Annotated in this window: 22 protein-coding genes and 1 riboswitch; of the genes, 10 read left to right on the top strand and 12 right to left on the bottom strand. The window is 39.5% G+C overall.

Going from position 1 to position 22,755, the window contains the following annotated elements; translation table 11 throughout:
• Positions 1 to 38: 38 nt before the first annotated feature.
• Entirely contained in the window at positions 39 to 2,891 is a 2,853-nt protein-coding gene (gene carB, locus LU635_RS13430; protein ID WP_240100008.1) for a carbamoyl-phosphate synthase large subunit, read from the top strand.
• 261 nt (positions 2,892 to 3,152) lie between these two features.
• Positions 3,153 to 3,551 carry a DUF423 domain-containing protein gene (locus LU635_RS13425; RefSeq protein ID WP_240100007.1) on the top strand — a complete coding sequence of 133 codons (399 nt, stop codon included), beginning with the start codon at positions 3,153 to 3,155 and terminating at the stop codon, positions 3,549 to 3,551.
• A 13-nt stretch (positions 3,552 to 3,564) separates the two neighbouring features.
• On the opposite strand, the gene LU635_RS13420 is transcribed toward LU635_RS13425, so the two are convergent.
• The 8 genes from LU635_RS13420 to LU635_RS13385 all read right to left on the bottom strand — a co-directional run bounded on the left by LU635_RS13420 (position 3,565) and on the right by LU635_RS13385 (position 11,077).
• Positions 3,565 to 4,527, bottom strand: a complete 963-nt coding sequence (locus LU635_RS13420) for a bile acid:sodium symporter family protein (RefSeq protein ID WP_240100006.1) — start codon at positions 4,525 to 4,527, stop codon at positions 3,565 to 3,567.
• Positions 4,524 to 5,075 (bottom strand): acyl-CoA thioesterase, encoded by a 552-nt coding sequence (locus LU635_RS13415; RefSeq protein ID WP_240100005.1) that lies wholly within the window; start codon positions 5,073 to 5,075, stop codon positions 4,524 to 4,526. Before LU635_RS13415 ends, LU635_RS13420 begins: the two co-directional genes overlap by 4 nt.
• 2 nt (positions 5,076 to 5,077) lie before the next feature.
• The gene (locus LU635_RS13410; protein WP_240100004.1) at positions 5,078 to 5,443 is read right to left on the bottom strand and encodes a 6-phosphogluconate dehydrogenase; all 366 of its coding nucleotides are present in this window, start codon (positions 5,441 to 5,443) and stop codon (positions 5,078 to 5,080) included.
• The gene (locus LU635_RS13405; RefSeq protein WP_240100003.1) at positions 5,444 to 6,586 is read right to left on the bottom strand and encodes a serine hydrolase domain-containing protein; all 1,143 of its coding nucleotides are present in this window, start codon (positions 6,584 to 6,586) and stop codon (positions 5,444 to 5,446) included.
• The gene (locus LU635_RS13400) at positions 6,583 to 8,010 is read right to left on the bottom strand and encodes a DNA recombination protein RmuC (protein WP_240100002.1); all 1,428 of its coding nucleotides are present in this window, start codon (positions 8,008 to 8,010) and stop codon (positions 6,583 to 6,585) included. The genes LU635_RS13405 and LU635_RS13400 overlap by 4 nt, the downstream gene beginning before the upstream one ends.
• A gap of 110 nt (positions 8,011 to 8,120) precedes the next feature.
• The gene (locus LU635_RS13395) at positions 8,121 to 8,912 is read right to left on the bottom strand and encodes an ABC transporter ATP-binding protein (RefSeq protein ID WP_240100001.1); all 792 of its coding nucleotides are present in this window, start codon (positions 8,910 to 8,912) and stop codon (positions 8,121 to 8,123) included.
• Positions 8,913 to 9,944 (bottom strand): iron ABC transporter permease, encoded by a 1,032-nt coding sequence (locus LU635_RS13390; protein WP_240100000.1) that lies wholly within the window; start codon positions 9,942 to 9,944, stop codon positions 8,913 to 8,915. It lies immediately after the preceding gene.
• Complete coding sequence (locus LU635_RS13385; RefSeq protein ID WP_240099999.1) at positions 9,944 to 11,077, bottom strand: ABC transporter substrate-binding protein; 1,134 nt, start codon at positions 11,075 to 11,077, stop codon at positions 9,944 to 9,946. Before LU635_RS13385 ends, LU635_RS13390 begins: the two co-directional genes overlap by 1 nt.
• Positions 11,078 to 11,147: 70 nt before the next feature.
• A riboswitch (cobalamin riboswitch) is annotated at positions 11,148 to 11,461 on the top strand.
• A gap of 33 nt (positions 11,462 to 11,494) precedes the next feature.
• On the opposite strand from LU635_RS13385, the gene LU635_RS13380 reads away from it, so the two are divergent.
• Positions 11,495 to 13,324 carry a TonB-dependent receptor gene (locus LU635_RS13380; RefSeq protein ID WP_240099998.1) on the top strand — a complete coding sequence of 610 codons (1,830 nt, stop codon included), beginning with the start codon at positions 11,495 to 11,497 and terminating at the stop codon, positions 13,322 to 13,324.
• A 2-nt stretch (positions 13,325 to 13,326) separates the two neighbouring features.
• The gene (locus LU635_RS13375; RefSeq protein ID WP_240099997.1) at positions 13,327 to 14,400 is read left to right on the top strand and encodes a YncE family protein; all 1,074 of its coding nucleotides are present in this window, start codon (positions 13,327 to 13,329) and stop codon (positions 14,398 to 14,400) included.
• A gap of 57 nt (positions 14,401 to 14,457) precedes the next feature.
• Here LU635_RS13375 and LU635_RS13370 read toward each other — a convergent pair whose 3' ends face one another.
• Positions 14,458 to 16,014 (bottom strand): S41 family peptidase, encoded by a 1,557-nt coding sequence (locus tag LU635_RS13370; RefSeq protein WP_240099996.1) that lies wholly within the window; start codon positions 16,012 to 16,014, stop codon positions 14,458 to 14,460.
• A gap of 134 nt (positions 16,015 to 16,148) precedes the next feature.
• Between LU635_RS13370 and LU635_RS13365 the strand changes: the two genes are divergently transcribed.
• From LU635_RS13365 to LU635_RS13350, 4 genes are read left to right on the top strand one after another with little or no spacing between them, the layout of a single operon-like run.
• Positions 16,149 to 16,658 carry an RNA polymerase sigma factor gene (locus LU635_RS13365; RefSeq protein ID WP_240099995.1) on the top strand — a complete coding sequence of 170 codons (510 nt, stop codon included), beginning with the start codon at positions 16,149 to 16,151 and terminating at the stop codon, positions 16,656 to 16,658.
• Positions 16,645 to 17,100: a hypothetical protein gene (locus tag LU635_RS13360; protein WP_240099994.1), complete on the top strand. Its 456-nt coding sequence runs from the start codon at positions 16,645 to 16,647 to the stop codon at positions 17,098 to 17,100. The genes LU635_RS13365 and LU635_RS13360 overlap by 14 nt, the downstream gene beginning before the upstream one ends.
• Before the next feature lie 12 nt (positions 17,101 to 17,112).
• Positions 17,113 to 17,640 (top strand): DUF4252 domain-containing protein, encoded by a 528-nt coding sequence (locus LU635_RS13355; protein ID WP_240099993.1) that lies wholly within the window; start codon positions 17,113 to 17,115, stop codon positions 17,638 to 17,640.
• A 3-nt stretch (positions 17,641 to 17,643) separates the two neighbouring features.
• Entirely contained in the window at positions 17,644 to 18,267 is a 624-nt protein-coding gene (locus tag LU635_RS13350) for a DUF4252 domain-containing protein (RefSeq protein WP_240099992.1), read from the top strand.
• Positions 18,268 to 18,314: 47 nt separating this feature from the next.
• Here the strand turns inward: LU635_RS13350 and purB are convergent, their stop codons facing one another.
• Both purB and LU635_RS13340 read right to left on the bottom strand, forming a co-directional pair.
• Positions 18,315 to 19,652: an adenylosuccinate lyase gene (purB, locus tag LU635_RS13345; protein ID WP_240099991.1), complete on the bottom strand. Its 1,338-nt coding sequence runs from the start codon at positions 19,650 to 19,652 to the stop codon at positions 18,315 to 18,317.
• A gap of 148 nt (positions 19,653 to 19,800) precedes the next feature.
• Positions 19,801 to 20,484 carry an SIR2 family NAD-dependent protein deacylase gene (locus tag LU635_RS13340; protein WP_240099990.1) on the bottom strand — a complete coding sequence of 228 codons (684 nt, stop codon included), beginning with the start codon at positions 20,482 to 20,484 and terminating at the stop codon, positions 19,801 to 19,803.
• 283 nt (positions 20,485 to 20,767) lie between these two features.
• Between LU635_RS13340 and LU635_RS13335 the strand changes: the two genes are divergently transcribed.
• Positions 20,768 to 21,421 (top strand): TrmH family RNA methyltransferase, encoded by a 654-nt coding sequence (locus tag LU635_RS13335; RefSeq protein WP_240099989.1) that lies wholly within the window; start codon positions 20,768 to 20,770, stop codon positions 21,419 to 21,421.
• Positions 21,422 to 21,457: 36 nt separating this feature from the next.
• Positions 21,458 to 21,988, top strand: coding sequence for an SRPBCC family protein (locus LU635_RS13330; protein ID WP_240099988.1), 531 nt, complete (start codon positions 21,458 to 21,460; stop codon positions 21,986 to 21,988).
• Here the strand turns inward: LU635_RS13330 and LU635_RS13325 are convergent, their stop codons facing one another.
• Entirely contained in the window at positions 21,989 to 22,741 is a 753-nt protein-coding gene (locus LU635_RS13325) for a carboxypeptidase-like regulatory domain-containing protein (RefSeq protein WP_240099987.1), read from the bottom strand.
• Positions 22,742 to 22,755: the final 14 nt, after the last annotated feature.

Genomic DNA, 22,755 nt, shown 5'->3' with positions numbered 1-22,755 from the left:
CACGCTTCTTATTTTTACAACGAACACAACATAATATCATGCCGAAAAACAAAGACATCAAGTGCGTTTTAATTATAGGTTCGGGCCCCATTATTATAGGGCAGGCCTGTGAATTCGATTATTCAGGAACTCAATCCCTTCGTTCTTTGAAGGAAGACGGGATTAAGACCGTTCTGATAAATTCAAACCCTGCAACCATTATGACCGACCCTTCCATGGCCGATCATGTATACTTAAAACCTCTTACCACAAAGTCAATAGTTGAAATATTAAAGGATCACCCGGAGATTGATGCAGTATTGCCAACCATGGGAGGGCAAACAGCTTTAAACCTTTGCATTGAAGCAGATGAAAAAGGAATCTGGAACGACTTCGGAGTAAAACTTATTGGTGTTGATATCGATGCGATCAATATTTGTGAAGATCGTGAGCAGTTCAAACAGTTGATGGGGAGAATAGGTGTGCCTGTTGCTCCTGCGAAAACTGTCACCTCTTATTTACAGGGAAAAGAAGTGGCTCAGGAGTTTGGATATCCGCTAGTGATAAGAGCTTCTTTTACCCTCGGAGGAGGTGGAGCAGGTTTTGTTCACCGGGCTGAGGATTTTGATGAAATGCTTACTTATGGCCTTGAAACTTCGCCTATACATGAGGTGTTGATCGATAAGGCTCTTTTGGGCTGGAAAGAGTATGAGGTAGAGCTGCTACGTGATAAGAATGATAACGTGGTTATCATCTGTACCGTGGAGAATATGGATCCTATGGGAATCCATACTGGTGATTCTATCACTGTGGCTCCTGCAATGACGCTTAGCGATAGTGCTTTCCAGAGAATGAGGGATATGGCTATCAAAATGATGCGTAGTATTGGAGACTTTGCTGGCGGATGTAATGTACAGTTCGCGGTAAGTCCAGATGAAAAGGAAGATATATTTGCGATCGAAATCAACCCAAGGGTATCCAGGTCTTCAGCACTGGCTTCAAAAGCAACCGGATATCCAATTGCCAAGATAGCTACAAAACTGGCTTTAGGATATCACCTTGACGAACTTGATAACCAGATAACTAAATCTACTTCAGCTTTATTTGAGCCATCCCTGGATTATGTAATCGTGAAGATCCCAAGATGGAATTTTGATAAATTCGAAGGTGCAGATCGCACCCTGGGTCTCCAGATGAAGTCTGTTGGGGAAGTTATGGGAATTGGAAGATCTTTTCAGGAAGCCCTGCATAAGGCGACCCAATCCCTTGAGATCAAGAGGAATGGACTTGGCGCTGACGGAAAAGGTTATACAGACTATGATCAGATCATTGATAAATTGACACACCCAAGCTGGGATAGGGTCTTTGTGATCTATGATGCGATTGAGATTGGTATTCCGTTAAGCCGAATTCATGAGATCACAAAGATAGATATGTGGTTCTTAAAACAGTATGAGGAGCTATATGCCCTGGATAAAGAAATCTCTACTTACGATATACATTCATTGCCAAAAGACCTTCTTCTTGAAGCAAAACAAAAAGGATTTGCTGACAGGCAGATAGCACATATGCTTGATTGCTGGGAAAGTGAAGTTTATAAAAAGAGGGAAGACCTGGGCGTGAACAGAGTTTATAAACTGGTAGACACCTGTGCGGCAGAATTTAAGGCGGAAACGCCTTACTACTATTCCACCTTTGAAGATGAGATACGATCCAAGGATGGAAAAGTTTATTTAGATAATGAAAGCAAGGTTTCAGATCGCAGGAAGATCATTGTTTTAGGTTCAGGGCCAAACAGAATAGGGCAGGGGATAGAATTCGATTATAGCTGTGTGCACGGAGTTTTAGCTGCCTCTGAATGTGATTATGAGACTATTATGATCAATTGTAATCCGGAGACCGTTTCTACTGATTTCGATGTTGCCGATAAACTATACTTTGAACCGGTATTCTGGGAGCATATTTATGATATTATCAGGCATGAGAAGCCCGAAGGTGTAATCGTTCAGCTTGGAGGGCAAACCGCTCTTAAACTTGCTGAAAAGCTCGACAGATATGGGATCAAAATAATGGGGACAAGTTTTGAGGCTCTGGATCTTGCAGAAGATCGTGGAAGCTTTTCAAAACTTCTTCAGGCAAATGATATTCCTTATCCTGAATTTGGAACTGCCGAAAATGCGGAACAAGCACTTGCTTTAGCTGATGAACTTGATTTCCCAATCCTGGTAAGACCTTCGTACGTACTCGGTGGGCAGGGGATGAAGATTGTTATCAACAAAGATGAATTAGAAGAGCATGTAGTGGATCTTCTTAGAAAGATACCTAACAATAAGCTTCTTCTGGATCATTATCTGGACGGTGCTATTGAGGCTGAAGCTGATGCTATCTGTGATGGAGAAGATGTTTACATCATCGGTATTATGGAACATATAGAGCCTTGTGGGATTCACTCCGGAGACTCTAATGCCTTGCTTCCTCCTTTCAATTTAGGGGATCTTGTAATGCAGCAGATTAAAGACCACACCAGGAAAATCGCTCTTGCTTTGAATACTGTAGGATTGATCAATATTCAGTTTGCGATCAAGGATGAGAAGGTTTATATCATTGAGGCGAATCCAAGAGCATCCAGAACGGTTCCTTTCATTGCAAAGGCATACAAAGAACCGTATGTGAACTACGCGACAAAAGTGATGCTCGGTGAGAAAAAGCTTAAAGATTTCCAATTCAATCCTCAGCTGGAAGGTTATGCGATCAAACAACCAGTGTTCTCTTTCAATAAGTTCCATAAAGTTAACAAGCAGTTAGGGCCTGAAATGAAGAGTACTGGAGAGAGCATCCTGTTTATTGATAGCTTAAAAGATGATGATTTCTATGATCTTTACTCCAGAAGAAAGATGTATCTGAGTAAATAGAAACATTAAAATAAACATAAAGTCATTTTGACTGAAAATTGAAATCTGTAATTTCGGAAATCTTTTTTCATTCAAAATGACTTTTTTTATTTTAGATCAGGAAATTTTTCTTTGTTAGCCTGAGTTTAAATTGTCACGTCCACCGGGGTTGAGACGTTTTTAACCTTTCGACTGCCCAGGGTGACGAATACTTTGGTTTTGTGTGTCTCAATAGAGATTCATGTTTTTTTATTTTATAATCTCAAAATTATATATTTCGTTATGAAGGAACTGGTTTTGATATTTGGTGGTGTGTTTGGAACCCTTTCTGTTATCCTTGGGGCCTTTGGGGCGCATGCTTTAAGAAGGTCTTTCAATGATGATCAGTTAAGAAGTTATGAGGTAGGAGTGCGGTACCAAATGTATCATGCCATCATGCTGATTATTTGCGGAATCGTTTTTCCGTTTGCAGAAACCGGTCAGAGCCTTACCGCCTGGTGCTTCATTATTGGAACCATATTATTTTCTTTCAGTATCTATGGATTAACCTATAGTGATTCCAGGGGTAAGAAAATTAAGATTTTAGGACCTGTTACTCCGGTAGGCGGACTTATTCTGATCATTGGCTGGATTCTATTCACTTATAATATTACGGAAATTGCTCTTTACCTGAGGCCTTAATCAATTCAGGTTTCTAAATTCCCGTTTTTTCCAGATCTCTTTTCCGGTATTTTTCTGCGAACCAGGCCACCAGTATTAATTGCGCCGAATGGTAGAGCATAATGGGGAGCAATAATAAACCTGAACTTGCAGCATTACCGAAGATAACCCTTACCATTACCGAACCATGAACCAGAGATTTTTTGGTGCCGCAGAACTGAGCTGCGATCTTGTCTTCAGTATTTAAACCTATAAGATTACTGAAAAAAGCCAAACCGAAGAAGACTGAAAAGAAAAGTACCAGCACAATAGCCACCATTTTAATCAGCTCTTCTAAATTCACTGTATTAAAGAGATCTGAGGTAAAAGAATTGCTGAAACTTGAGTATATAATTAAAATAATTGTTGTTTTATCGAACAGGCTCAGCTGTTTCCCGTATTTTCTGGCCATTTTTCCAAAATACCTCTGAAGAAACAAGCCTATCGCAAGTGGTACGATTATTTGCAGGAAAAGTTTTTGGAGTACTTCAAGAAAATCAAAATCGGTGGTTTTTTCCAAAATAAAACCGATCCATAAAGGAGTTGCTACAATCCCTATCAGTCCGGAAAGACTAGCGTTGAAGATGGCGGTTGGTAGATTTCCTTTCGCCAGGGCTACCATCACTACCGAGGAAGAAACCGTGGATGGAAGCGTTCCCAGAAAGAACAAAGCGATCCAGAGATCAGATCTAAGCCCTTCTTCAAAAAGAGGTATGCAAAGAAGACACAATAAAGGGAAAATTACAAATGTGGTGACCTGAATAATGATATGCACCCGGTAATTAAGCAAACCTGCCTTAAATTCTGCTGGTGCCAGTTTTAATCCGTAAAAGAAGAATATAAGGGCAATCCCAATATCGGTTATCGTTTTTAATGGCAGTAACTGTGTGCCTTCAGGATAAAAATAGGCGATTGCTATCGCTATGAAAATCGCTAATATAAATCCGTGGGACCTCAAGCTTCTTTTTCTAATTTTACTTTATGTTCTTCAAGAATGTGCAAATACCTGTCTGAAGAGAAGTCGGTTATCAGGAACTCCTGTATCCTTTTCTTTTTCATGGTTTTCTTTTTTATGCTTTTTGCAAAACGCCTTATCTGGTTATCATTTTTAAGAATTAGGCCCGGTACTTCTATTGATCTCCCTGCTTTATCCTTGGCTACCATTGTAAAATAGGAAGAGTTACAGTGCTTTACATTTCCATTCTGAATATTCTCAGCTTCTACCCGAATGCCTATTACCATGGAGCTGTGGCCTACATAATTAACCGATGCTTTCATAGTTACAAGCTCTCCAATTTCGATAGGTCTTAAGAAATCTACCGTATCAACACTGGCAGTAACACAATAGGCTCCTGAGTGTTTAGAAGCACAGGCAAAAGCGATCTGGTCCATTAATGAAAGAATATAGCCCCCATGTATCTTTCCGTTAAAATTGGAATGGGAGGGAAGCATCAATTCTGAAATTATCACATGGCTCTCTTCTACGGTCTTAAAATCTTTTTGCATGTCTATCTTCTAAAATGCGGACTTTCTGATTTTTCCACATCGGTTATAAAATATTTTGTGTCTCCCCAAAAGAAAAACGTATCGAATCGTTCAATATAGGTAAGCTTTACATAATTGCCTTCGTATTCCTGAAGCTTTTCAATCACTTTGTCGTTTTTGTCCAGGACTGAGAACTGAAATATCTGTGCTCCACTGATTCCCTGGCTTATTTCGCCTTCCCAGGTCTTGGAGATCACTCCTTTCCGGCTGAATTTAATAAGTTCTCCACTTCGGGTACCCTCGCTGTAGGGCACAAAATAGATGAAGGCGAAATAAAGCAGCCATAAAATGAAAATTCCACCTAGTATATAGAGTAAGGTCTTTTTCATTTAAATATTCCTGTAGATAAGGTTAAGGAAATCTTCCAGTTTAGAAGGTTCCAGCCAGCGGGTCACAATCACCATATTATTCTTCTGGTCTACAATTATAAAGTTCCCTCCAAACCCAGCGGCATAGAAAATACTGGTATCGATATTTTCCATATGCCGGTCACCTTTAGAATTCAGCCACCACATATAACCATAATTAGGATTAGGTGCAGAAGCTTGCATAGCCTCGGTTATCAATTCTTCGGAAATTAGTTCCTTATCATTCCATTCTCCATTATTCATAAATAAAAGGCCAAATCTCGCCATATCTTCGGTGTTGATGAACATTCCGCCACCGGAATGTCCTCCACCGCTTACTGACTGCATTTTAAGCCCGTCAATGGTAGTCCATGAATTTTCATACCCAAACCATCTCCAGCTTTGAGAAGCATTGATAGGATTCATGATATTCTGTTTCAAGACTTTTGGCAAGGGCATTCTAAATACATTCAGTAATGAATATGCCAGCACGTTCACTCGAACATCATTGTATTTAAAATAAGTTCCCGGTTCGTGTAATTCCCTGGATCTCCATTCATCTATCCCCTGATCCTGCGGAGGTCTGTCGGCCCAGTCAAAACTACCCCAAAGCTGACCACTCCAGTCAGAATTCTGCTGGAGCAGATGTGTCCAGGTAATTCTGGAATTATGTTCACCTTCAAAAGTGTCATCCCATATATAATCCACTACCGGTTCATCGAATCCTGTAATGAGATTTTTATCCCTGGCCACCAGAGCTGTGGTTGAAAGGAAACTTTTGGTCACGCTGAAGGTCATATCAACCCTTTTTGTATCGCCCCATTTGGCGATCAAGTAGCCATCTTTTAATATCATTCCTGCGGGACCACCCCTTCTTTTGGTTGGACCGAGCAATTTATGATAGGGTTCGTGTTGAAAGCCTTTTAAAATGGCCTGTCTCAGATCCCTTGACCCGGAATATTCGTTGGATTTGGCAAATTCAACAGCTTCTGAAAGATCAAGTTGATATTCTGAGGCCTGTTTTTCCTGCCATTCTCCCGCTTTTGGGAAATAGAGCTTCTGTGCGGTTAACTGACAAAGAAAACTGATTAATAATAGGGTGGTTAAAAATGTAATTTTTCTCATCTAAGATTTAAAGTTTCGTTTTTGGATTCTTCTTCCTCTTCATCTTCAATTTCGGCCCGATTCATAAGTTTTTGATCGATCTGTTTGCTTGCCTTGGCACCAAGTTTTTTCAGTTTTTCAACCCTTCTTATAAGATTTCCCTTTCCGGTGAGCTTTTTCATCGCACCTTCATAGGTGTTTTGAACGGTCCCGATCTGTCTGCCTATTTTCAGTAGTTCATCGGTAAGATTTGTGAATGAATCGTAAAGTGCTCCGGCCTGAGTTGCGATCTGTATTGCGTTCTGTTTTTGTTTTTCATTCTGCCACATACTGTCAATGGTCTTTAATACAGCAAGCAGAGTAGTAGGGGTTACTATGATAATATTCTTCTCAAAAGCATCACTGTAAAGGCCTGGATGTTCGTTGGAAGCAATAGCGAATGCTGCTTCTATCGGGATGAAGAGCAACACGAAATCCGGGCTATCCATCTCGTAAAGCGAATGATAGTTCTTATTGCTTAACTCGTTCACACGATTTCTAACGGAAATCAGGTGGTTTTTAAGATGTGCTCTCTTATCATCTTCTTCAGTTTCATTGATGTAGCGCTCGTAGGCATTCAGGGAAACCTTGGAATCCACTACCATTTTCTTATCGCCGGGAAGATGAATAATCACATCGGGCATTACTCTTTTGCCTTCATCGGTATTGAAGCTTTGCTGAACGAAATACTCGCTGTCTTTCTGAAGTCCGCTTCGTTCCAGCACCCTTTCCAGAACCATTTCCCCCCAGTTCCCCTGCATCTTAGTATCACCTTTCAGAGCTTTGGTAAGATTAGTCGCATCTTCACTTATTTTCAGACTCTGTTCATTAAGTGATTTCAGTTTTTCTCCTAGTTCCGCATGTCTTTTTACAGATTCCGAATCACTTTTACTTACTTTATCCTCGAATTCTTTGATCTTCTTTTGAAGCGGGTCGAGTATGTTTTCAATATTCTGTTTATTGAGATTTGTGAATTTCTCCGATTTCTGATCGAGGATCTTGTTTGCCAGATTTTCAAATTCCTTGGTGAATTTTTCCTGAAGCTTTTCAACTTCGGCTTTTTGCTCCTCGTTTCTTTCTTTCAGATTATTGAATTCCGAAATTTTCCGGGTAAGCTCCAGGCTGATATTTTCCTTTTCCTTCCTTATCTCTTCCCTTTCATTTTCGATCTTTTCGATGTCGCCATGAGCCTCATTTTTAAGTTGCTGGATCTCTAATTTGTGATTTTCTAATTCACTGTTAATCTGATTTTTGAGATCTTCAATCTGGAGCGATAATTGAGAATTCCGTTCCTCGAGTCTTCCGGTCTCATTTTTGGATTTAAGACCTGAAATAAGCTTCCCTAAATAAATTCCGATTCCTAAAGCAATAATAAAGATTAGACTAATGAGGAGATATTCGTTCATGAAACTGGCGATTTTTCCAAAGATACTTAATTAAGAATTTTGGAGAAGGGAGTCAGTGAAAATTTATAAAAGGAACCAATTGCTATATCGAGCCGTGTCGGGATGTAAACTTATTTTATTTTGAAGCTGGAAGATTCCTTATCAAATTGAATAAGATGGCTGGGGAAAAGGTCACTGAAAGCGTCAGAGTTAATTAGCTCGAGGGGTTTTCCAAATAAAGCTTTTTTATCTTTCAGGATAAGAAGTTTGTCACAAAGCTGTAGTGCGAGATTTATTTCATGCGAAGCAAACAGGATCCCCTTGTTGGTCTCACGGCTAAGCTGCTGAAGTAGCTTCAGAACATAAGCCTTATGATAAAGATCCAGATGAGTGGTGGGTTCGTCTAAAATAATGAGCGAAGTGTCCTGGGCTAAGGCGCGGGCTATCAAAACCTTCTGAAACTGGCCGTCACTTAATTCATGACATTTTTTGTTTTTTATATCTTCAATATTAACCAGTTTAATCGCATACATCACCTTTTTCAGGTCATTTTTGGTTAGTCTTCCTATCCAGTTAGTATAAGGTTGTCTCCCGAGGGCTACCAGTTCGAGAACACTTAAATTCTTTGAAATTAATTGCTCAGTTAATACGAGGCTTATGTTCTTTGAAAGTTCAGAAGGATCTGTATTTGAAAGATTATTTTCAGATATAAAAACCTCACCTTTAATTATTTGCTGTATACCACTTAAAGTTCTAAGCAAGGTAGATTTTCCAGCGCCATTTACTCCTATTACCGCTACAAGTTCCCCTTCCTTAATTTCAATATCGATTCCAGAAGCCACAATTTGAACATTGTTTTTCTTCTTATAACCTATACTAAGATCATCGGTTCTCAGAACGATATTTGAAGTTGAAGGGCTCACTTAAAAATTGAATTTTCTTTTTCTCACCAGTAACCAGATCACTACCGGAGCTCCGATTAGCGAAGTTATGGCATTTATAGGTAAACTGAATTCACTTCCCGGAAGCTGGGCAATGATATCACAGATCAGCATTAAAATGGCTCCACCAAAAATCACCGCAGGGACCAGGCTTACATGGTTAGCCGAGGGAATTACCTGTCTTACCAGGTGAGGCACAGCCAGCCCAACAAAGGCTATAGGACCTGCAAATGCTGTTATGCTTCCGGCAAGTAAGCTGGTTGCGATTATGATCATTAACCGGTTCTTTTTGATATTTGTACCGAGACTTCTGGCATATTGTTCGCCGAGCAACAGGGAATTGAGGTTCTTTATACTGCCAATGCTTATTAAGATTCCAATCAACCAGAACAGCCCGAGTATTAAAACTTCGTTCCAGCTAAGATTTCCAAGACTTCCGTAGGACCAGAAAACGTATTGCTGAAGTTGAGATGCCGGACTAAAATATGCCAGTACGCTCACAATAGCCGCTGTAAGGCTAGCAAACATCAATCCAATGATAAGTATAGCCATGGTGTCTCTTAGACGTATAGAAGCCAGGATAACGGCAAACAGGACCAGTAAACTTCCAAGGCTGGATGCGATCACCAGGCTCCATTCTGATAAAAGGATAGCTGCGAATGACGCACCAAATATAGAGGCGCCCATAAATACAATTGCAACACCCAGGCTGGCACCACTACTTAGGCCAAGTACATAAGGCCCTGCCAGAGGATTCCTGAAAAGGGTCTGCATTAAAAGTCCGCTTACTGCCAGCCCGGAACCCGTGATAATGGCGGTAATGGCCTTTGGAAGTCGGTAATTGAGAATGATATACCTCCATGTATCTTTATCTACTTCAAACCCAAGCAAGGCTGAGGTAACATCTGAAACCGGGATATTCACCGACCCTAAACTTATATTGAACAAGGCTGTAAGTATTACCGCCAGAAAAAGCAGAATGATGGAAAAAGTATATTTTTTCTGACTCAGCATTATTTTAGCGGTTTATAGAATACTGGTTCGTAATCTTCTATAAGTGTTGGGTGAAATATGGAAATAAGATCTTTTAGAATAAGATCGGGTCTTTGAGGACCAAGCTCGTAAAACGTGACTCCGCCCGTTTCTCCCGTGGAAAGGCTTACACTATAAACATTCTTTTCTCTAACAGCTTTAAACCTTTTATAATGTTCGGTTTCATTGAAAAGTTGTTCGTAGGAGGTGAATTGACCTGAGCTTACCCAGTATTCAGCCGCCTCAGCTTTTTCCAGAACACTTTCAAATGCAAGGGATAAACTTCCGTCTCCCTTAGTGTCTGAATAAAGATAATCGGCGTTCGCGTCTTTTATGAACTGGGCCTGCCAGGAATTACCGTAAGGCATATACCATTTGTCGTTGTACATGGATCCCGCAATCACAGTAGGTCTTTTTTCACTGGTTTTTGCCAGCTCCCTGGCTTTCAGATATTCGTTCTTGATTTCACTGAATATTATTTCAGCCTTTTTTTCTTTACCAGATAAAGCACCGAAAAATTTTATCCATTCCGCCTTTCCCAGTGGGGTGGCCTCTGTCCAGTCTCCATTGTAAATCATCGGAATTCCGGTTTTCTGAATGGTCTCAAAACTCTTATTAGAAGCATTTATGGAGAAACCAATCACTACATCAGGCGAAAGATCTATCAGGACTTCGGTATTAATGTTCTCGTTCTGGCCTAATTCTGAAACTTTTCCGTCATCGATCAGTTTCCGGGTTTTTTCTGAAGATATATAATTAAGACCTGGAAATCCTACTAGCTTTTCTTCTTCATTCAAAGCTTCGAGAGCGGGAATGTGAGTAGTGGAAGTCACAACCATACTTTCTACCGGGACTTCAACTTTCTGATCGTATTTCAGATCTTCCGGGATCTCAGCATCCTTTTCTGCCAGGAGATATATAAAAGGATCTTCAGCTTCGGGCCAGGGCGTATTGACCTTCAGAATACTGTAATTCTCAAATTTGATGATACTGAAACCTTTAGCATCTTCAATTTCAACTTCTTCACCCTTCTGAATTTCAGACGAATCAGTGTTCTTTGAATTTTTGCAGGACAGGAATCCCAGTACTAAAAAAATGGAAATTACTCTTATCAAAATCGGTTGTTTGGAGATCAAAAGTAAGATTATTTAACTTTTTGATCTTATTGCTAAACATATTTGTTTATTTTCGCATTGAAATTTTGGTTCAGCGCCGATTCAATTCTGCGTGGATTAAAAGGGAATCAGGGAAGTACGATTTACGAATTTGGAAGTACAAATTTTTCAAATAACTGAATCGCCCCTTATAAGAAAATTGGAATTCGTAATTCTACCTTCTTATTTCTTACTTCATAAGCCTGAGCTGTTCCCGCAACTGTAAGCTTTGTCCGCCTGTGGTGGATGGCTGCAATAATTCTTCAAACCACTGTCTGCCTTGGTAGATGGGAAGGTGAATTGCAGTACGCGAGCCAGGAGACCTGCCTGAGTTTCAAACTAATATCGAGTGACTTTCGGGATAAAGGTCGGCAGATTATGAACAGAAACTTATTTCATCTTATTCTAATCTTTTTTTGTGGCTGCCTGGGTGTGGAGGCACAGAATGATTCCATAAACTGGCTGGAGGAGGTTCGTTTGAGCGACGTGAAGCTGAAACAGAATTCTGAAGGACAATTTGTAAAGGAACTGGGCGATTCCTTAATTCAGCAAAATGAGCCATTGCTTACTTCTTTGCTTAAATTCAATTCTCCTTTCTTTTTTCGTGAAAATGGCTATGGAATGGTTTCTTCGGCCTCGGTTCGTGGTACCGGAGCTGCCCAGACAGCTGTGGTTTGGAACGGTATCAATATCAATTCACAATTTACAGGACAAACAGATTTTAATACTATTAACACCCAGGTTTTTGACAACATCAGTCTTAGACCGGGAGGAGGGAGTGTGGTCTATGGCAGCGGCGCCATTGGAGGAACTATTCACCTGAACAATGACTTTAGTTTTGAAGATGGTTCGAATAATGATCTGCAGATTGGTAATGGAAGTTTTGAAACCTATCAGGCGGCTTATAATGGAAATTTTTCCAGTGAAAAAACCAGTTTGAATATTGGTGTTTCCGGGATAAGTTCAGAGAATGATTATAAGTATTTGGGAACTGATAAGCAGAATGAAAATGGCGATTTTTACAATATTTCGCTGAATGCCTCCCTGGCCAGATGGCTTAATGATGCCAATATTATAAAGTTTTATTCCAACTATTACCAGGGAGATCGCGGATTTTCGGGAACCTTGAATCTGCCTTCCAATAGTAAATATGAGGATAGAAATTCGAGAAATCTACTTGAGTGGAAATCATTTACTGCGAATCTCACCAGCAGTCTGAAGCTTGCCTGGATAAAAGAGGAATTCAAATATTTTGAGAACAGGGATTCCGAAAATTTCAGTTTTGGAGAGGCCGAAACAGGAATCATTAAATATGATCTGGGTTACGAATTCTTACCAGGGATGAAACTGAATTTGATAGCAGATTACAACATTATCAGGGGAGATGGTTCAGGAATTGATAATGCGGAAAGGAAAATCGGAGGATTTTCGGCATTGTGGAATCATGACTTGGAAAAACTTACTTACGAATTCAGTTTAAGGCAGGAGATCACAGATAATTATAATCCTCCCCTTTTATTCTCTGCAGGGGGGAATTATCGCTTTTCTGAAAACTATCTTCTTCGCATTAATACTTCCCGGAATTTCAGGATCCCCACTTTCAATGATCTTTTCTGGCAGTCAGGAGGAAATAAAGAACTGGATCCCGAAACTTCATTACAGGGAGAGATAGGGAATGAGATCAGGCTTCAGAAATTTCAGATCAACCTTACGGCATATTTCATGGATATTGATAACCTGATTCGCTGGGTTCCCCAGGAAAATGGGACGTGGCGACCTGTGAACACCTCCAATGTGCATAATTATGGGCTAGAGCTATTTACCAACTGGTCCGGAGCGATAGGAGGAAATATTTTAAGCCTAAGCGGGAATTATGCCTTTACCAAGTCTATAGACCAGGAAACCAAAAAGCAGCTGATCTATACACCGCAACATAAGATTACTTTTTCAGGAGCTTATGAGCTAGATAGCCTTGTTTTCTCTTTTCAGTCACTTTATAACGGGAGTATATATACCTCTTCCGATAATAATTATGAACTGGACTCATACAAATTGGTAAATCTGGGAGCCGAATATGCCTTTGCTAAAAGTCCAGAAACCAGTCTGCGACTCCAATTACATAACATTTTTAACGAAGAATATCAAAGTATGCCTTCCCGCATTATGCCTGGAAGGTCCTTTAATACCTCACTAATAATCAAATTTTAACTATGAACTACAAACACTTATTACTGTTACTCTCTTTAGTCTTCTTTTTTAATTCCTGTGATGATGATACCGATTGTTGCCCGCCGCTGCCTGAAGAGGAAGCTGAATTCGAATCCGGAATTTTTGTGTTGAACGAAGGTAATTTTGGCTCCGGCAATGCTTCTGTTAGCTTTATTGACAAGGATATGGAGCAGATGGAAAGCAAGGTTTTTATGAACATCAATGGAAGTGAACTGGGAGATACCGCTCAGAGTATTGAATTATATGAAGATTTCGCCATTATAGTGGTAAATGTTTCCAATAAGATCGAGGTGGTGAACCGGTATACTTTTGAAAGCCTGGCCACAATAGACACAGAATTAATGAATCCTCGTTATGCTGAAGTTACGGGGAATAAGATCTATGTTAGTAACTGGGGAGACGGGATGGACCCTGATGATGATTTTGTGGCTGTCTTCGATCTGGCAGACTTTTCATTTATAAAATCGATTTCGGTTGCAGAGGGTCCTGAGAAAGTCCTGGCTGTAAATGAAAAACTTTTTGTGGCCCATACAGGTGGGTTTTCATTTAATAATATCGTTTCCGTAATCAATACCGGAAATAATGAAGTAGAAGATGAAATAGAGGTGGGAGACCTTCCTAATTCTATGGTAGTTGATGGAAGTAATCTTTGGGTGTTATCAGGAGGAAAGCCTTCATATGCCGAAACAGAGACTGCTGGTAAACTATCAAATATAGATGTTAGCAATAACCAGGTCGTGGAAGAATTCGATTTTCCGGATAGTTCAATGCATCCAAATAATTTGAGCCTGGAAGGGAGTGATGTATATCTTACCATAGGCAAAACAGTATATAGTTATAACATGAGTACCATGCAGCCATCTTCTGAATTTAAACTTGAGGAACCGGCTTTGTTATACGGTTTTGAGATCCATAACGGAAAAATATATGTAGCCTCACCGAATGCCGATTTTACCGGGGACGGGATGCTTTATGTCTACAACCTTTCAGATGGTAATTTAACGGATCAGTTTTCAGCGGGGATCAATCCGAATGGAATATATTTTAATGATTAACCAATAAAAATCCCCGCTCTTGGCGGGGATTTTTTTAATTTTTATATATTCTTAAAATTACTCTTTTTCAAAACTCACCCCAGGTTTTTTTCCCTGAAGCAGAGGAAGGTCATCTGTATACATTCTCTGAAAATCAAGATCTTTTGAGTTGCTGTCATATGGTAATACCGAAAGTACACCTGGTTTTTGAAATGCTTCCTGTAACATTCGGTTACTTTGAATATCATTCAGGGCTAAAGCAAGAAGAGGTTCTGTAGGATCTCCTAACGTACCATAAGTGCTAACATATTCCTGTTGCTCTATATCAGGGATCAATCCATCGGGATATGCTTCCCCATTATTGTTTGTTAAAGAATAGATTAAAGGCTGAATAGCATACTTATGCTCTGGATTTACATTTTCTTTAGTCCAGTATGGAACATCTGCATCATATAGTGTAGTAGAAGCCTGAACCTTACCAACGGTTCTTGTCCCTACATGAACCACATCTATATGTGCTGCCAATCCGTTCATCACCAGTTCGCTTGCTGAAGCTGATGAGCCAGTTGCAATTATATACACTTTATCTAAATTTAAACTATTAATTGGCATAGGATCATGGGCTTCATGACCTGAATCTGACTCATCTCCGTCAAAGATCATATCATCAAATTTATCGATCAAAGCCTCCGGATTTTGACTTTCAAAAGCTGCCTGCCACTCGCTATTCCATTGCTGACGTATAAGCACTTCACCTTTAAACTGACCTGTAATCATACTAGCCAGGTCTACCGCAGAAGTAACTCTCCCGCCGGGGTTATACCTCAAATCCAAAACTAGTTCTGTAACACCATCGGCTTTAAACTGCCCAAAAGCATCATTTAATTCATCATCAAAATCGTGAGTAAATCTATTGTACATGAGGTATCCCACTTTTATTCCGTCAAGGTCAATGGTTTTAGATACTAATACTGGATTTTCTGTTATGGTTACTTTGGTAAGAGTGACAGTTTCAGCGGTACTAACAACTTCTCCGTCCTGTATTTCTCCATAAGTAAGGGTTAAGGTTTCATTTGATAGAAGCTGGTTGATATTACTGGAGGTAAATTCAGTACCATCTACTTCAGTGAAAACCATTCCTCTTTTTATACCTTTCTCATCGGCAGGAGAACCAGGGAGAACATATCTTACAGCAATAAACCAGTTATTACAGGTTTCGCAGGTGGGCCCTGCAGCTATATTCATACCCGTAGTAGTTCTGATTCCTGAAAAACTGTTTTCCAGTTCTTCATAGTCATCTACCATAAAACTAAATTCATCTACCTCGCCATACTGATAAACCAAACCGTCATAGAACAGGTCTTCCGGGCTGTTCCAATCTTCCAGATAAGAGTTTAATTCTGCCTGGGTAGTAAAGTAATCGTCCTGAAGAACAGCTACATTATCCTTATATAGATAGATGAAATTCATGGCTTTCCAGATGAAATCTTTAATCTCCAATTGCAGGTCGCTCGTGGGCTCTTCTCCAGGCAGTTCACCTGTCTCTTTAACATTATCATCAATGTCTTCCTTTGCGCACGAGGTAAGTATCCCTCCTGCTAGAAGAAATAACATTAAATATTTATATACTTTCATAAATTAAGAATGGATTAATAAACAATTTTTTTCTAAAAATAGATACATTCTTACAATTTTAAAATTAATTGTAACAAAACTACATGTGACTCGTCGTAAAGTTGAGAAGGTATTATAAAACCAACCAAAACCAAATGAAAGAACGCACCTTCCTGAAAATTATAGATCCTGTGAAGGATAAAATGTACCGGATGGCATTAAGACTGCTTACATCAAAGGAAGCTGCTGAAGATGCCACCCAGGAGGTAATTCTTAAACTATGGAGTCGTAAGGAAAAGATCAAGCATTATGCCAACATCGAAGCCTTTGCGATGACGGTGACCAAAAATTATTGTCTGGACCAGTTAAAGTCCAAACAAAACAGTCACTTACGAATAGTGCATCAGAATTATCAGAATCACGGGCCCTCTCTTCAATCGGAAGTGGAATTGAATGATGAGATGGACTGGCTGCAAAAGATCGTTGAAAACCTGCCGGAGCAGCAAAAAATGATCTTCCAGCTAAGGGATATAGAACAATATGATTACGAAGAGATTGCCGAGATCATGGAGATGAACCAAACAGCAATACGAGTGGCCCTCTCCAGGGCAAGAAAAGCAATCAGGGAAAACTTAATAAAGAAACACAATTATGGAATCAGGTAAAATTGAGAAGCTACTGGAACGATATGATGAAGGTAAGACTTCACTGGCCGAGGAAAATATACTCAGAGAGTACTTTTTAAATGGGGAAGTACCCGAACATTTAAGATCCTACCAGCTTATCTTCATGTTTTCAGCAAAACAGAAAAATGAAACTATGGAAAGATCTCCCTGGGTGAGATCTGCAGGAACTAAGAGAAACTGGTATTCCTGGACTTCTATCGCAGCCATCCTTATTGTTGCATTAGGGGTGTTTTTCTTCAATGACTCCTCGCGTGAGCTTAATGAAAATGATTTAGGAACAATAAGTGATGAAGAACTGGCACTGGAAAAGACCAAAGAAACGCTAAATATGGTTTCCCAGTTTATGAATGAAGGGAAGGCAGATCTAGTTTACCTGAAAGAATTTAACAAAACTAAAAACAAAATAATACAAATAGATTAAAAACCAGAAATCATGAATAGATTAGTAATTACCCTCCTGTTAGCATTAGCGCCCATGCTTTCTACTTCTCAAGCTTTTGAGAAATATGAAAATATGAAAGAAGTGGATGCTATGGTAATGACCAGTAAGATGTTTAAAATGCTTGCTAAAGTAGATTTAAGTGAAAGTGACCCCGAAGCACGGGAATACATGAAGCTTATAGAAAACCTTGATCGTATCCAGATATATAAATCCTCGAATGCGAATGTAAGGTCACAAATGGCGGCCGATGTTAAATCCTACCTTCAAAAAGGATCTTTGGAAGAATTGATGCGTGTTAATGAAGATGGGAAGAATATCAAATTTTACTCTATGCCAGGGAAAAACGATAATTATGTAAAAGAATTATTTATGTTCCTTGATGGACAGAGCGAAGGAGAACCAATTTCGATAATCTTAAGTATAACAGGAGAGATAGATCTTTCCCAACTTTCAAAGTTGACAGCCGATCTTAAAGTTCCCGGAGCTGAAGAATTAAAAAAAGCCAACAAAAAATCATAGAAAATGAAAACATTTAAAATTTTATTCGCCTTTATTTTCTTCGCTATCCTCGCATCCTGCGATGACGGAAAATCACTTCAGAAGTATTATGTGGATAACCAGGAGAGTACAGAATTTCTTGCAATGGATGTTCCGCCTAGCATGTTCGCAAATCTTGAATCACTCGATGAAGAGCAAAGAGCTACTATGCAAAGTATAAAAAAGATCAACGTGCTTGCGATTAGAGCAGATCAGCATCCGGAAAAGTTTGAAGAGGAGAAAGCTAAACTGAATGATATTTTTAAGGACGAAAGATATCAGTTGCTTATGAAGTATGGTGGAGGGAACCGTAAGGCCGAATTATATTTTACCGGGGAAGAAGACGCCATTGACGAACTGATTGTTTATGGGTATGATGATGAGAAAGGTCTTGGAGTTGCGAGAGTCCTGGGAGAGGATATGAATCCTGAGAAGATTATGAAATTAATGAAATCTCTTGATAAAGATGATGTGAACGTGGAAGGAATCAAAGGCCTGGGAGGGATCTTTGAATCCGGGACCGATAAAAAGAAAGATTCTTTAATGATGGAGGTAAATACTGGAACAGTATCTGATACTGTATCAAAAAATGACTCTACTGTTGAATAGTCGTTTAATTAGTTGAAAGTAAAAAGCCCCGAATCGGGGCTTTTTATTTAGATACCTGTATAATTTTGAGGAGTTATTTTATGTAATTCCTTTTTGATCTCTTCTGAGACATCAAGCTGGTCTATGAATTCTGAAATACTTTTTTCCGTTATTCTTTCATTAGTTCTTGTTAGACCTTTCAAAGCCTCATAGGGATTTTTATAACCCTCTCTTCTCAAAATGGTTTGAATGGCTTCAGCTGCTACAGCCCAGTTGTTTTCCAGGTCTTTATTTAGTTTTGCCTTATTCAGCAATAATTTATTCAATCCTTTAAGAGTAGATTTGAATGCAATGATCGTATGTCCAAAAGGAACTCCGATATTCCTTAAAACAGTACTGTCAGTAAGATCCCGCTGAAGTCGGCTAACCGGAAGTTTGGCCGAAAGATGTTCAAAGATCGCATTCGCTATACCAAGGTTGCCTTCACTGTTCTCAAAGTCTATGGGATTTACTTTGTGCGGCATGGCCGAAGAGCCTATCTCTCCTTTTTTGATCTTCTGCTTGAAATAGTCCATAGAGATATAGGTCCATATATCCCTGTCCAGATCGATAAATATGTTATTAATGCGTTTCAGCGCATCAAACAGAGCCGCCATATGATCGTAGTGCTCAATTTGTGTGGTAGGGAAGGAGTGATGTAAGCCCAGTTTGCTTTCAACAAAATTCTGGCCGAATTTTCTCCAGTCAGTTTCAGGATAGGCAACCTTATGAGCATTGTAATTACCTGTAGCCCCACCAAATTTTGCAGCGTGAGGAATATCTTCGAGTAATTTGATCTGTTCTTTGATCCTAACGGTAAATACTTCGATCTCCTTACCAAGTCTCGTAGGCGATGCTGGCTGACCATGGGTTCTTGCCAGTAATGGAATGTCTTTCCATTCTGAAGATAGTTCTTCCAGTTTTGTAAGAACTTCATTTAAAGAAGGCAGGTAAACTTCCAGGATGGCATCCTTTAGACTCAATGGAATTGCCGTATTGTTGATATCCTGTGAGGTAAGTCCGAAATGGATAAATTCTTTTGAAGTCTCCATTCCCAGCTTGTCGAATTCTTCCTTTAAATAATATTCTACAGCCTTTACATCGTGATTGGTGACCTTCTCAATTTCCTTTACGGCCTGAGCATCAAGTGCAGTAAAGTTTTCATATAATTCTCTTATTCTCTTAAAGTTATTGGGATCCACATCCTTTAATTGAGGTAGCCCTTGTTCATACAAGGCGATAAAATATTCCACCTCTACTTTGATTCTGTATTTGATTAATGCTTCTTCACTGAAATAGGCCGAAAGTTTTCTGGTTTTGGACCTGTAGCGTCCGTCTATTGGTGATACTGCAGATAAGGATGTCATCTTTTACTTTTATAAATTAAAAGCGTAAAGATACCGCTTCAAAATTTACTATAAAACTACTCTTTGAATTTCGTTACAATCTCCAAGGCTCTTACTTTAAAGCATGGGGGGATACCCGTTTAATTTTTGAGGTTTTTGCAGGAAACATTTATTCGTTAATCAAAAGTCGGTCTACTAATTCAGGAACTCCTTCCACAGCTTTTTTTTCAATGATCTCAAGATTCCCGGTTTCCCTGATATTGGGTTTGGGGTCTATAAAATAAATAGGAATGCCAGCAGGTACAAAATCAACAAGTCCGGCTGCTGGATAAACCTGCATAGAAGTTCCTATCACCATTAATATATCTGCAGTTTCAGATATTTCAGCAGCTTTTTGAAACATTGGAACGGCTTCTCCAAACCAGACTACATGCGGGCGTAGCTGGGAATTGTGTTCACAAAAGTCTCCAATACAAATATCTTTTTTCCAGTCCATCACAAGGTCTTCATTAAAGGTGCTACGGGCTTTAAGCAGTTCGCCATGAAGATGGGTGACATTTTTACTTCCTGCTCTTTCATGAAGGTCATCGATATTCTGAGTAATGATCTCCACATGATATTTTTCTTCCAGTCTTACCAGCGCTTTATGCGCTTTATTCGGTTGAACCTTTAGTAATTGTTTTCTTCTCTGATTATAAAAATCGAGTACCAGTTGTTTATTTCTTTCCCATCCTATAGGGGATGCCACCTCCATAACATCATGTCCTTCCCAGAGCCCATAGGCGTCCCTGAAGGTTTTTATTCCGCTTTCTGCACTTATTCCCGCACCGGTTAAAACACAAATCCTTTCCATACTTTCACTTAAAACTATTCCAAAAGTTAATTAAAATATGATAAAACTTTATATTTCTAATAAAAAGTTCTTTTGAAGCAGGGGCGGTGTGATGATTATTTTAGAACCGATCAATCTTACTATGAACTGATTGGTTTTATGGATATACCAAATGCATTTTAATACAAAAGAACCTTGTGTTCTTATGGATCAAAGTGAAATTGGAAGTTATTTGCATTTGGTCAAAATTATTTGATGAAAAGAACCTTACTTCGTCTCGGGTTTTTTTATTTTTACCTTCGTTATGTTCGACCAAAGAATTCTAACTTACCTTCAGGATTATCTTACTCCCCGCCGGAAAGCCCTTTTTGAAAAAGTGCTGAAAGAGCGTACAAACCATTTTACCCTGGTTGCCCAGGATGTCTATCAGTTACATAATACAAGTGCTGTGGTTAGGAGCTGTGATGTATTCGGAATACAGAATTTACATGTGATTGAGGAAAAGTTCCCAAGAAGAATAGATAAGGAGATCGCGATGGGAGCCCAGAAATGGGTGGATGTCAATCGCTATAATTCTGCAAGGGAGTGCATCGGGAGCCTTAGAAATAAAGGCTATAGGATTGTAGCTACAAGTCCGCATGATGATTCTTGTATGCTGGATGATTTTGATATTTCTTCTCCTTCGGCCATTTTTTTCGGAACCGAAAAGGAAGGTCTTTCAGAGGAAGTAATGGAAGAGGCTGATGCAACCATAAAGATCCCTATGGTGGGTTTTACCGAAAGCTTGAATATTTCGGTTTCAGCGGCTATAATCTTACATACATTAACTCAAAAACTTAAAAATTCGAAAGTGGAATGGCGTTTAACCGAGGAAGAAAAAAACCTGATCAGGATGGACTGGACAAAAAAAACAATAAAAAATTCAGATCAGATAATTGAACGCTTCCTTAATCAGTAATTATTTGTAACTTTTTACCGCCCAGAAAGCCAGCCAATGACACTGTTTTTTTATCTGATCATAGCGATAATAACCTTCTTTGCCTTCCTGCATGCATGGGCCAGGAAAGATTATGATGTAAGCCGAACTGTAGTGATCAATAAATCCCGGGAAGAGGTTTATAATTTCGTAAGACAGCTCAAAAAACAGCCATTATGGAACCCCTGGTTCTCCAGAGATCCTGAAGCTATTATGAAATACAAAGGGGAAGATGGTAAGCCCGGAGCCAGTTTCTACTGGAAAGGAAATAATAAAGTAGGTGAGGGGATTCAGCGGATAGTTAAGGCTAAACAGGGGCGTATCTTTGAAACAAAGATCCTGTTTATTAAACCTGTTAAAGTAAATGCACTTACCTATATTGGGGTTAAAGAGTTAGAACCTGAAAAAACAAAGATGGTTTGGGGGGTGAGAGGCCATCTTGCATTTCCGCTGACTATCATAAGCCTGTTCCATTCCCCGGAGAAAGCCCTGGGGGAAAACTTTGAAAAAGGTCTAAAGAATTTAAAGGGAATACTGGAAGATCGTTAATTAATTCTTCTGAAGTACCTTATATTCCTCGTAACAGCTGCTAATTGCATCCAGGATCTGCAGATCGTTCGCTGTCCTCATAAAATCCTGAGAGTAATTACAATTATTGAGAATTTCATCTATCTCAGCCCTGTTTACCTGAAGAAGGGCCATAAGAGTTTCCCTGTCAAATTTATTTCTTAAAAGCTCCCGGATATTCTCATCCTGCTTCATCTGCCGCAGTTTCTTCATTTGCCTTGGCCTGTTTCCAAAAATATTATAGACGAGATCTGCAGGATTCGATAAGGAGCTCAGGGCTTTTGTTACTGCACTCGGTGAAGAATCGCCGCCTTCGTATCCCGTATTTAAGCCGGAAATACTGTAACGTCGATTATCGTAGATTGGAATATTCTTGGCATCAATTTCTAAATAACCAGTTAAATTTACAGAGTTCACAGTTACCTCTTCCAGTGCAAAACCAAGCTCGGTCATTTTCACCTTTACATTTCCGTATTTCAACCAGTCATTGGTTACCCGAACTCTGATCGACCTAAAACCCAGGTAAGAAAAGTACAACGTGTCATTCACGGTAGCCTGAAGCTGAAATTCTCCATTTTCACCGGTTACCGCTCCCTTCACCTGATTGAGGTTTACTATATGAACATTTTCAATAGGTTTATCATTTGAAGCATTCATCACGGTTCCAGACACCACATCCTGTGCGGAAAGCCAACCTGTGAATAGAAGAAAAAATATTAAAAGGGTGTTTTTCATAACAACTGGGCCTA

This window comes from Christiangramia crocea (assembly GCF_022410465.1).
Lineage (GTDB): Bacteria > Bacteroidota > Bacteroidia > Flavobacteriales > Flavobacteriaceae > Christiangramia > Christiangramia crocea.
This window is presented reverse-complemented; position numbering and strand designations above follow the sequence as displayed.

Excerpts from the sequence above, each read along its gene's own strand:
- carB (WP_240100008.1), top strand. The coding sequence starts at position 39 with ATGCCGAAAAACAAAGACATCAAGTGCGTTTTAATTATAGGTTCGGGC.
- LU635_RS13425 (WP_240100007.1), top strand. The coding sequence starts at position 3,153 with ATGAAGGAACTGGTTTTGATATTTGGTGGTGTGTTTGGAACCCTTTCT.
- LU635_RS13415 (WP_240100005.1), bottom strand. The coding sequence starts at position 5,075 with ATGCAAAAAGATTTTAAGACCGTAGAAGAGAGCCATGTGATAATTTCA.
- LU635_RS13410 (WP_240100004.1), bottom strand. The coding sequence starts at position 5,443 with ATGAAAAAGACCTTACTCTATATACTAGGTGGAATTTTCATTTTATGG.
- LU635_RS13405 (WP_240100003.1), bottom strand. The coding sequence starts at position 6,586 with ATGAGAAAAATTACATTTTTAACCACCCTATTATTAATCAGTTTTCTT.
- LU635_RS13400 (WP_240100002.1), bottom strand. The coding sequence starts at position 8,010 with ATGAACGAATATCTCCTCATTAGTCTAATCTTTATTATTGCTTTAGGA.
- LU635_RS13390 (WP_240100000.1), bottom strand. The coding sequence starts at position 9,944 with ATGCTGAGTCAGAAAAAATATACTTTTTCCATCATTCTGCTTTTTCTG.
- LU635_RS13380 (WP_240099998.1), top strand. The coding sequence starts at position 11,495 with ATGAACAGAAACTTATTTCATCTTATTCTAATCTTTTTTTGTGGCTGC.
- LU635_RS13375 (WP_240099997.1), top strand. The coding sequence starts at position 13,327 with ATGAACTACAAACACTTATTACTGTTACTCTCTTTAGTCTTCTTTTTT.
- LU635_RS13370 (WP_240099996.1), bottom strand. The coding sequence starts at position 16,014 with ATGAAAGTATATAAATATTTAATGTTATTTCTTCTAGCAGGAGGGATA.
- LU635_RS13365 (WP_240099995.1), top strand. The coding sequence starts at position 16,149 with ATGAAAGAACGCACCTTCCTGAAAATTATAGATCCTGTGAAGGATAAA.
- LU635_RS13360 (WP_240099994.1), top strand. The coding sequence starts at position 16,645 with ATGGAATCAGGTAAAATTGAGAAGCTACTGGAACGATATGATGAAGGT.
- LU635_RS13355 (WP_240099993.1), top strand. The coding sequence starts at position 17,113 with ATGAATAGATTAGTAATTACCCTCCTGTTAGCATTAGCGCCCATGCTT.
- LU635_RS13350 (WP_240099992.1), top strand. The coding sequence starts at position 17,644 with ATGAAAACATTTAAAATTTTATTCGCCTTTATTTTCTTCGCTATCCTC.
- purB (WP_240099991.1), bottom strand. The coding sequence starts at position 19,652 with ATGACATCCTTATCTGCAGTATCACCAATAGACGGACGCTACAGGTCC.
- LU635_RS13340 (WP_240099990.1), bottom strand. The coding sequence starts at position 20,484 with ATGGAAAGGATTTGTGTTTTAACCGGTGCGGGAATAAGTGCAGAAAGC.
- LU635_RS13335 (WP_240099989.1), top strand. The coding sequence starts at position 20,768 with ATGTTCGACCAAAGAATTCTAACTTACCTTCAGGATTATCTTACTCCC.
- LU635_RS13330 (WP_240099988.1), top strand. The coding sequence starts at position 21,458 with ATGACACTGTTTTTTTATCTGATCATAGCGATAATAACCTTCTTTGCC.
- LU635_RS13325 (WP_240099987.1), bottom strand. The coding sequence starts at position 22,741 with ATGAAAAACACCCTTTTAATATTTTTTCTTCTATTCACAGGTTGGCTT.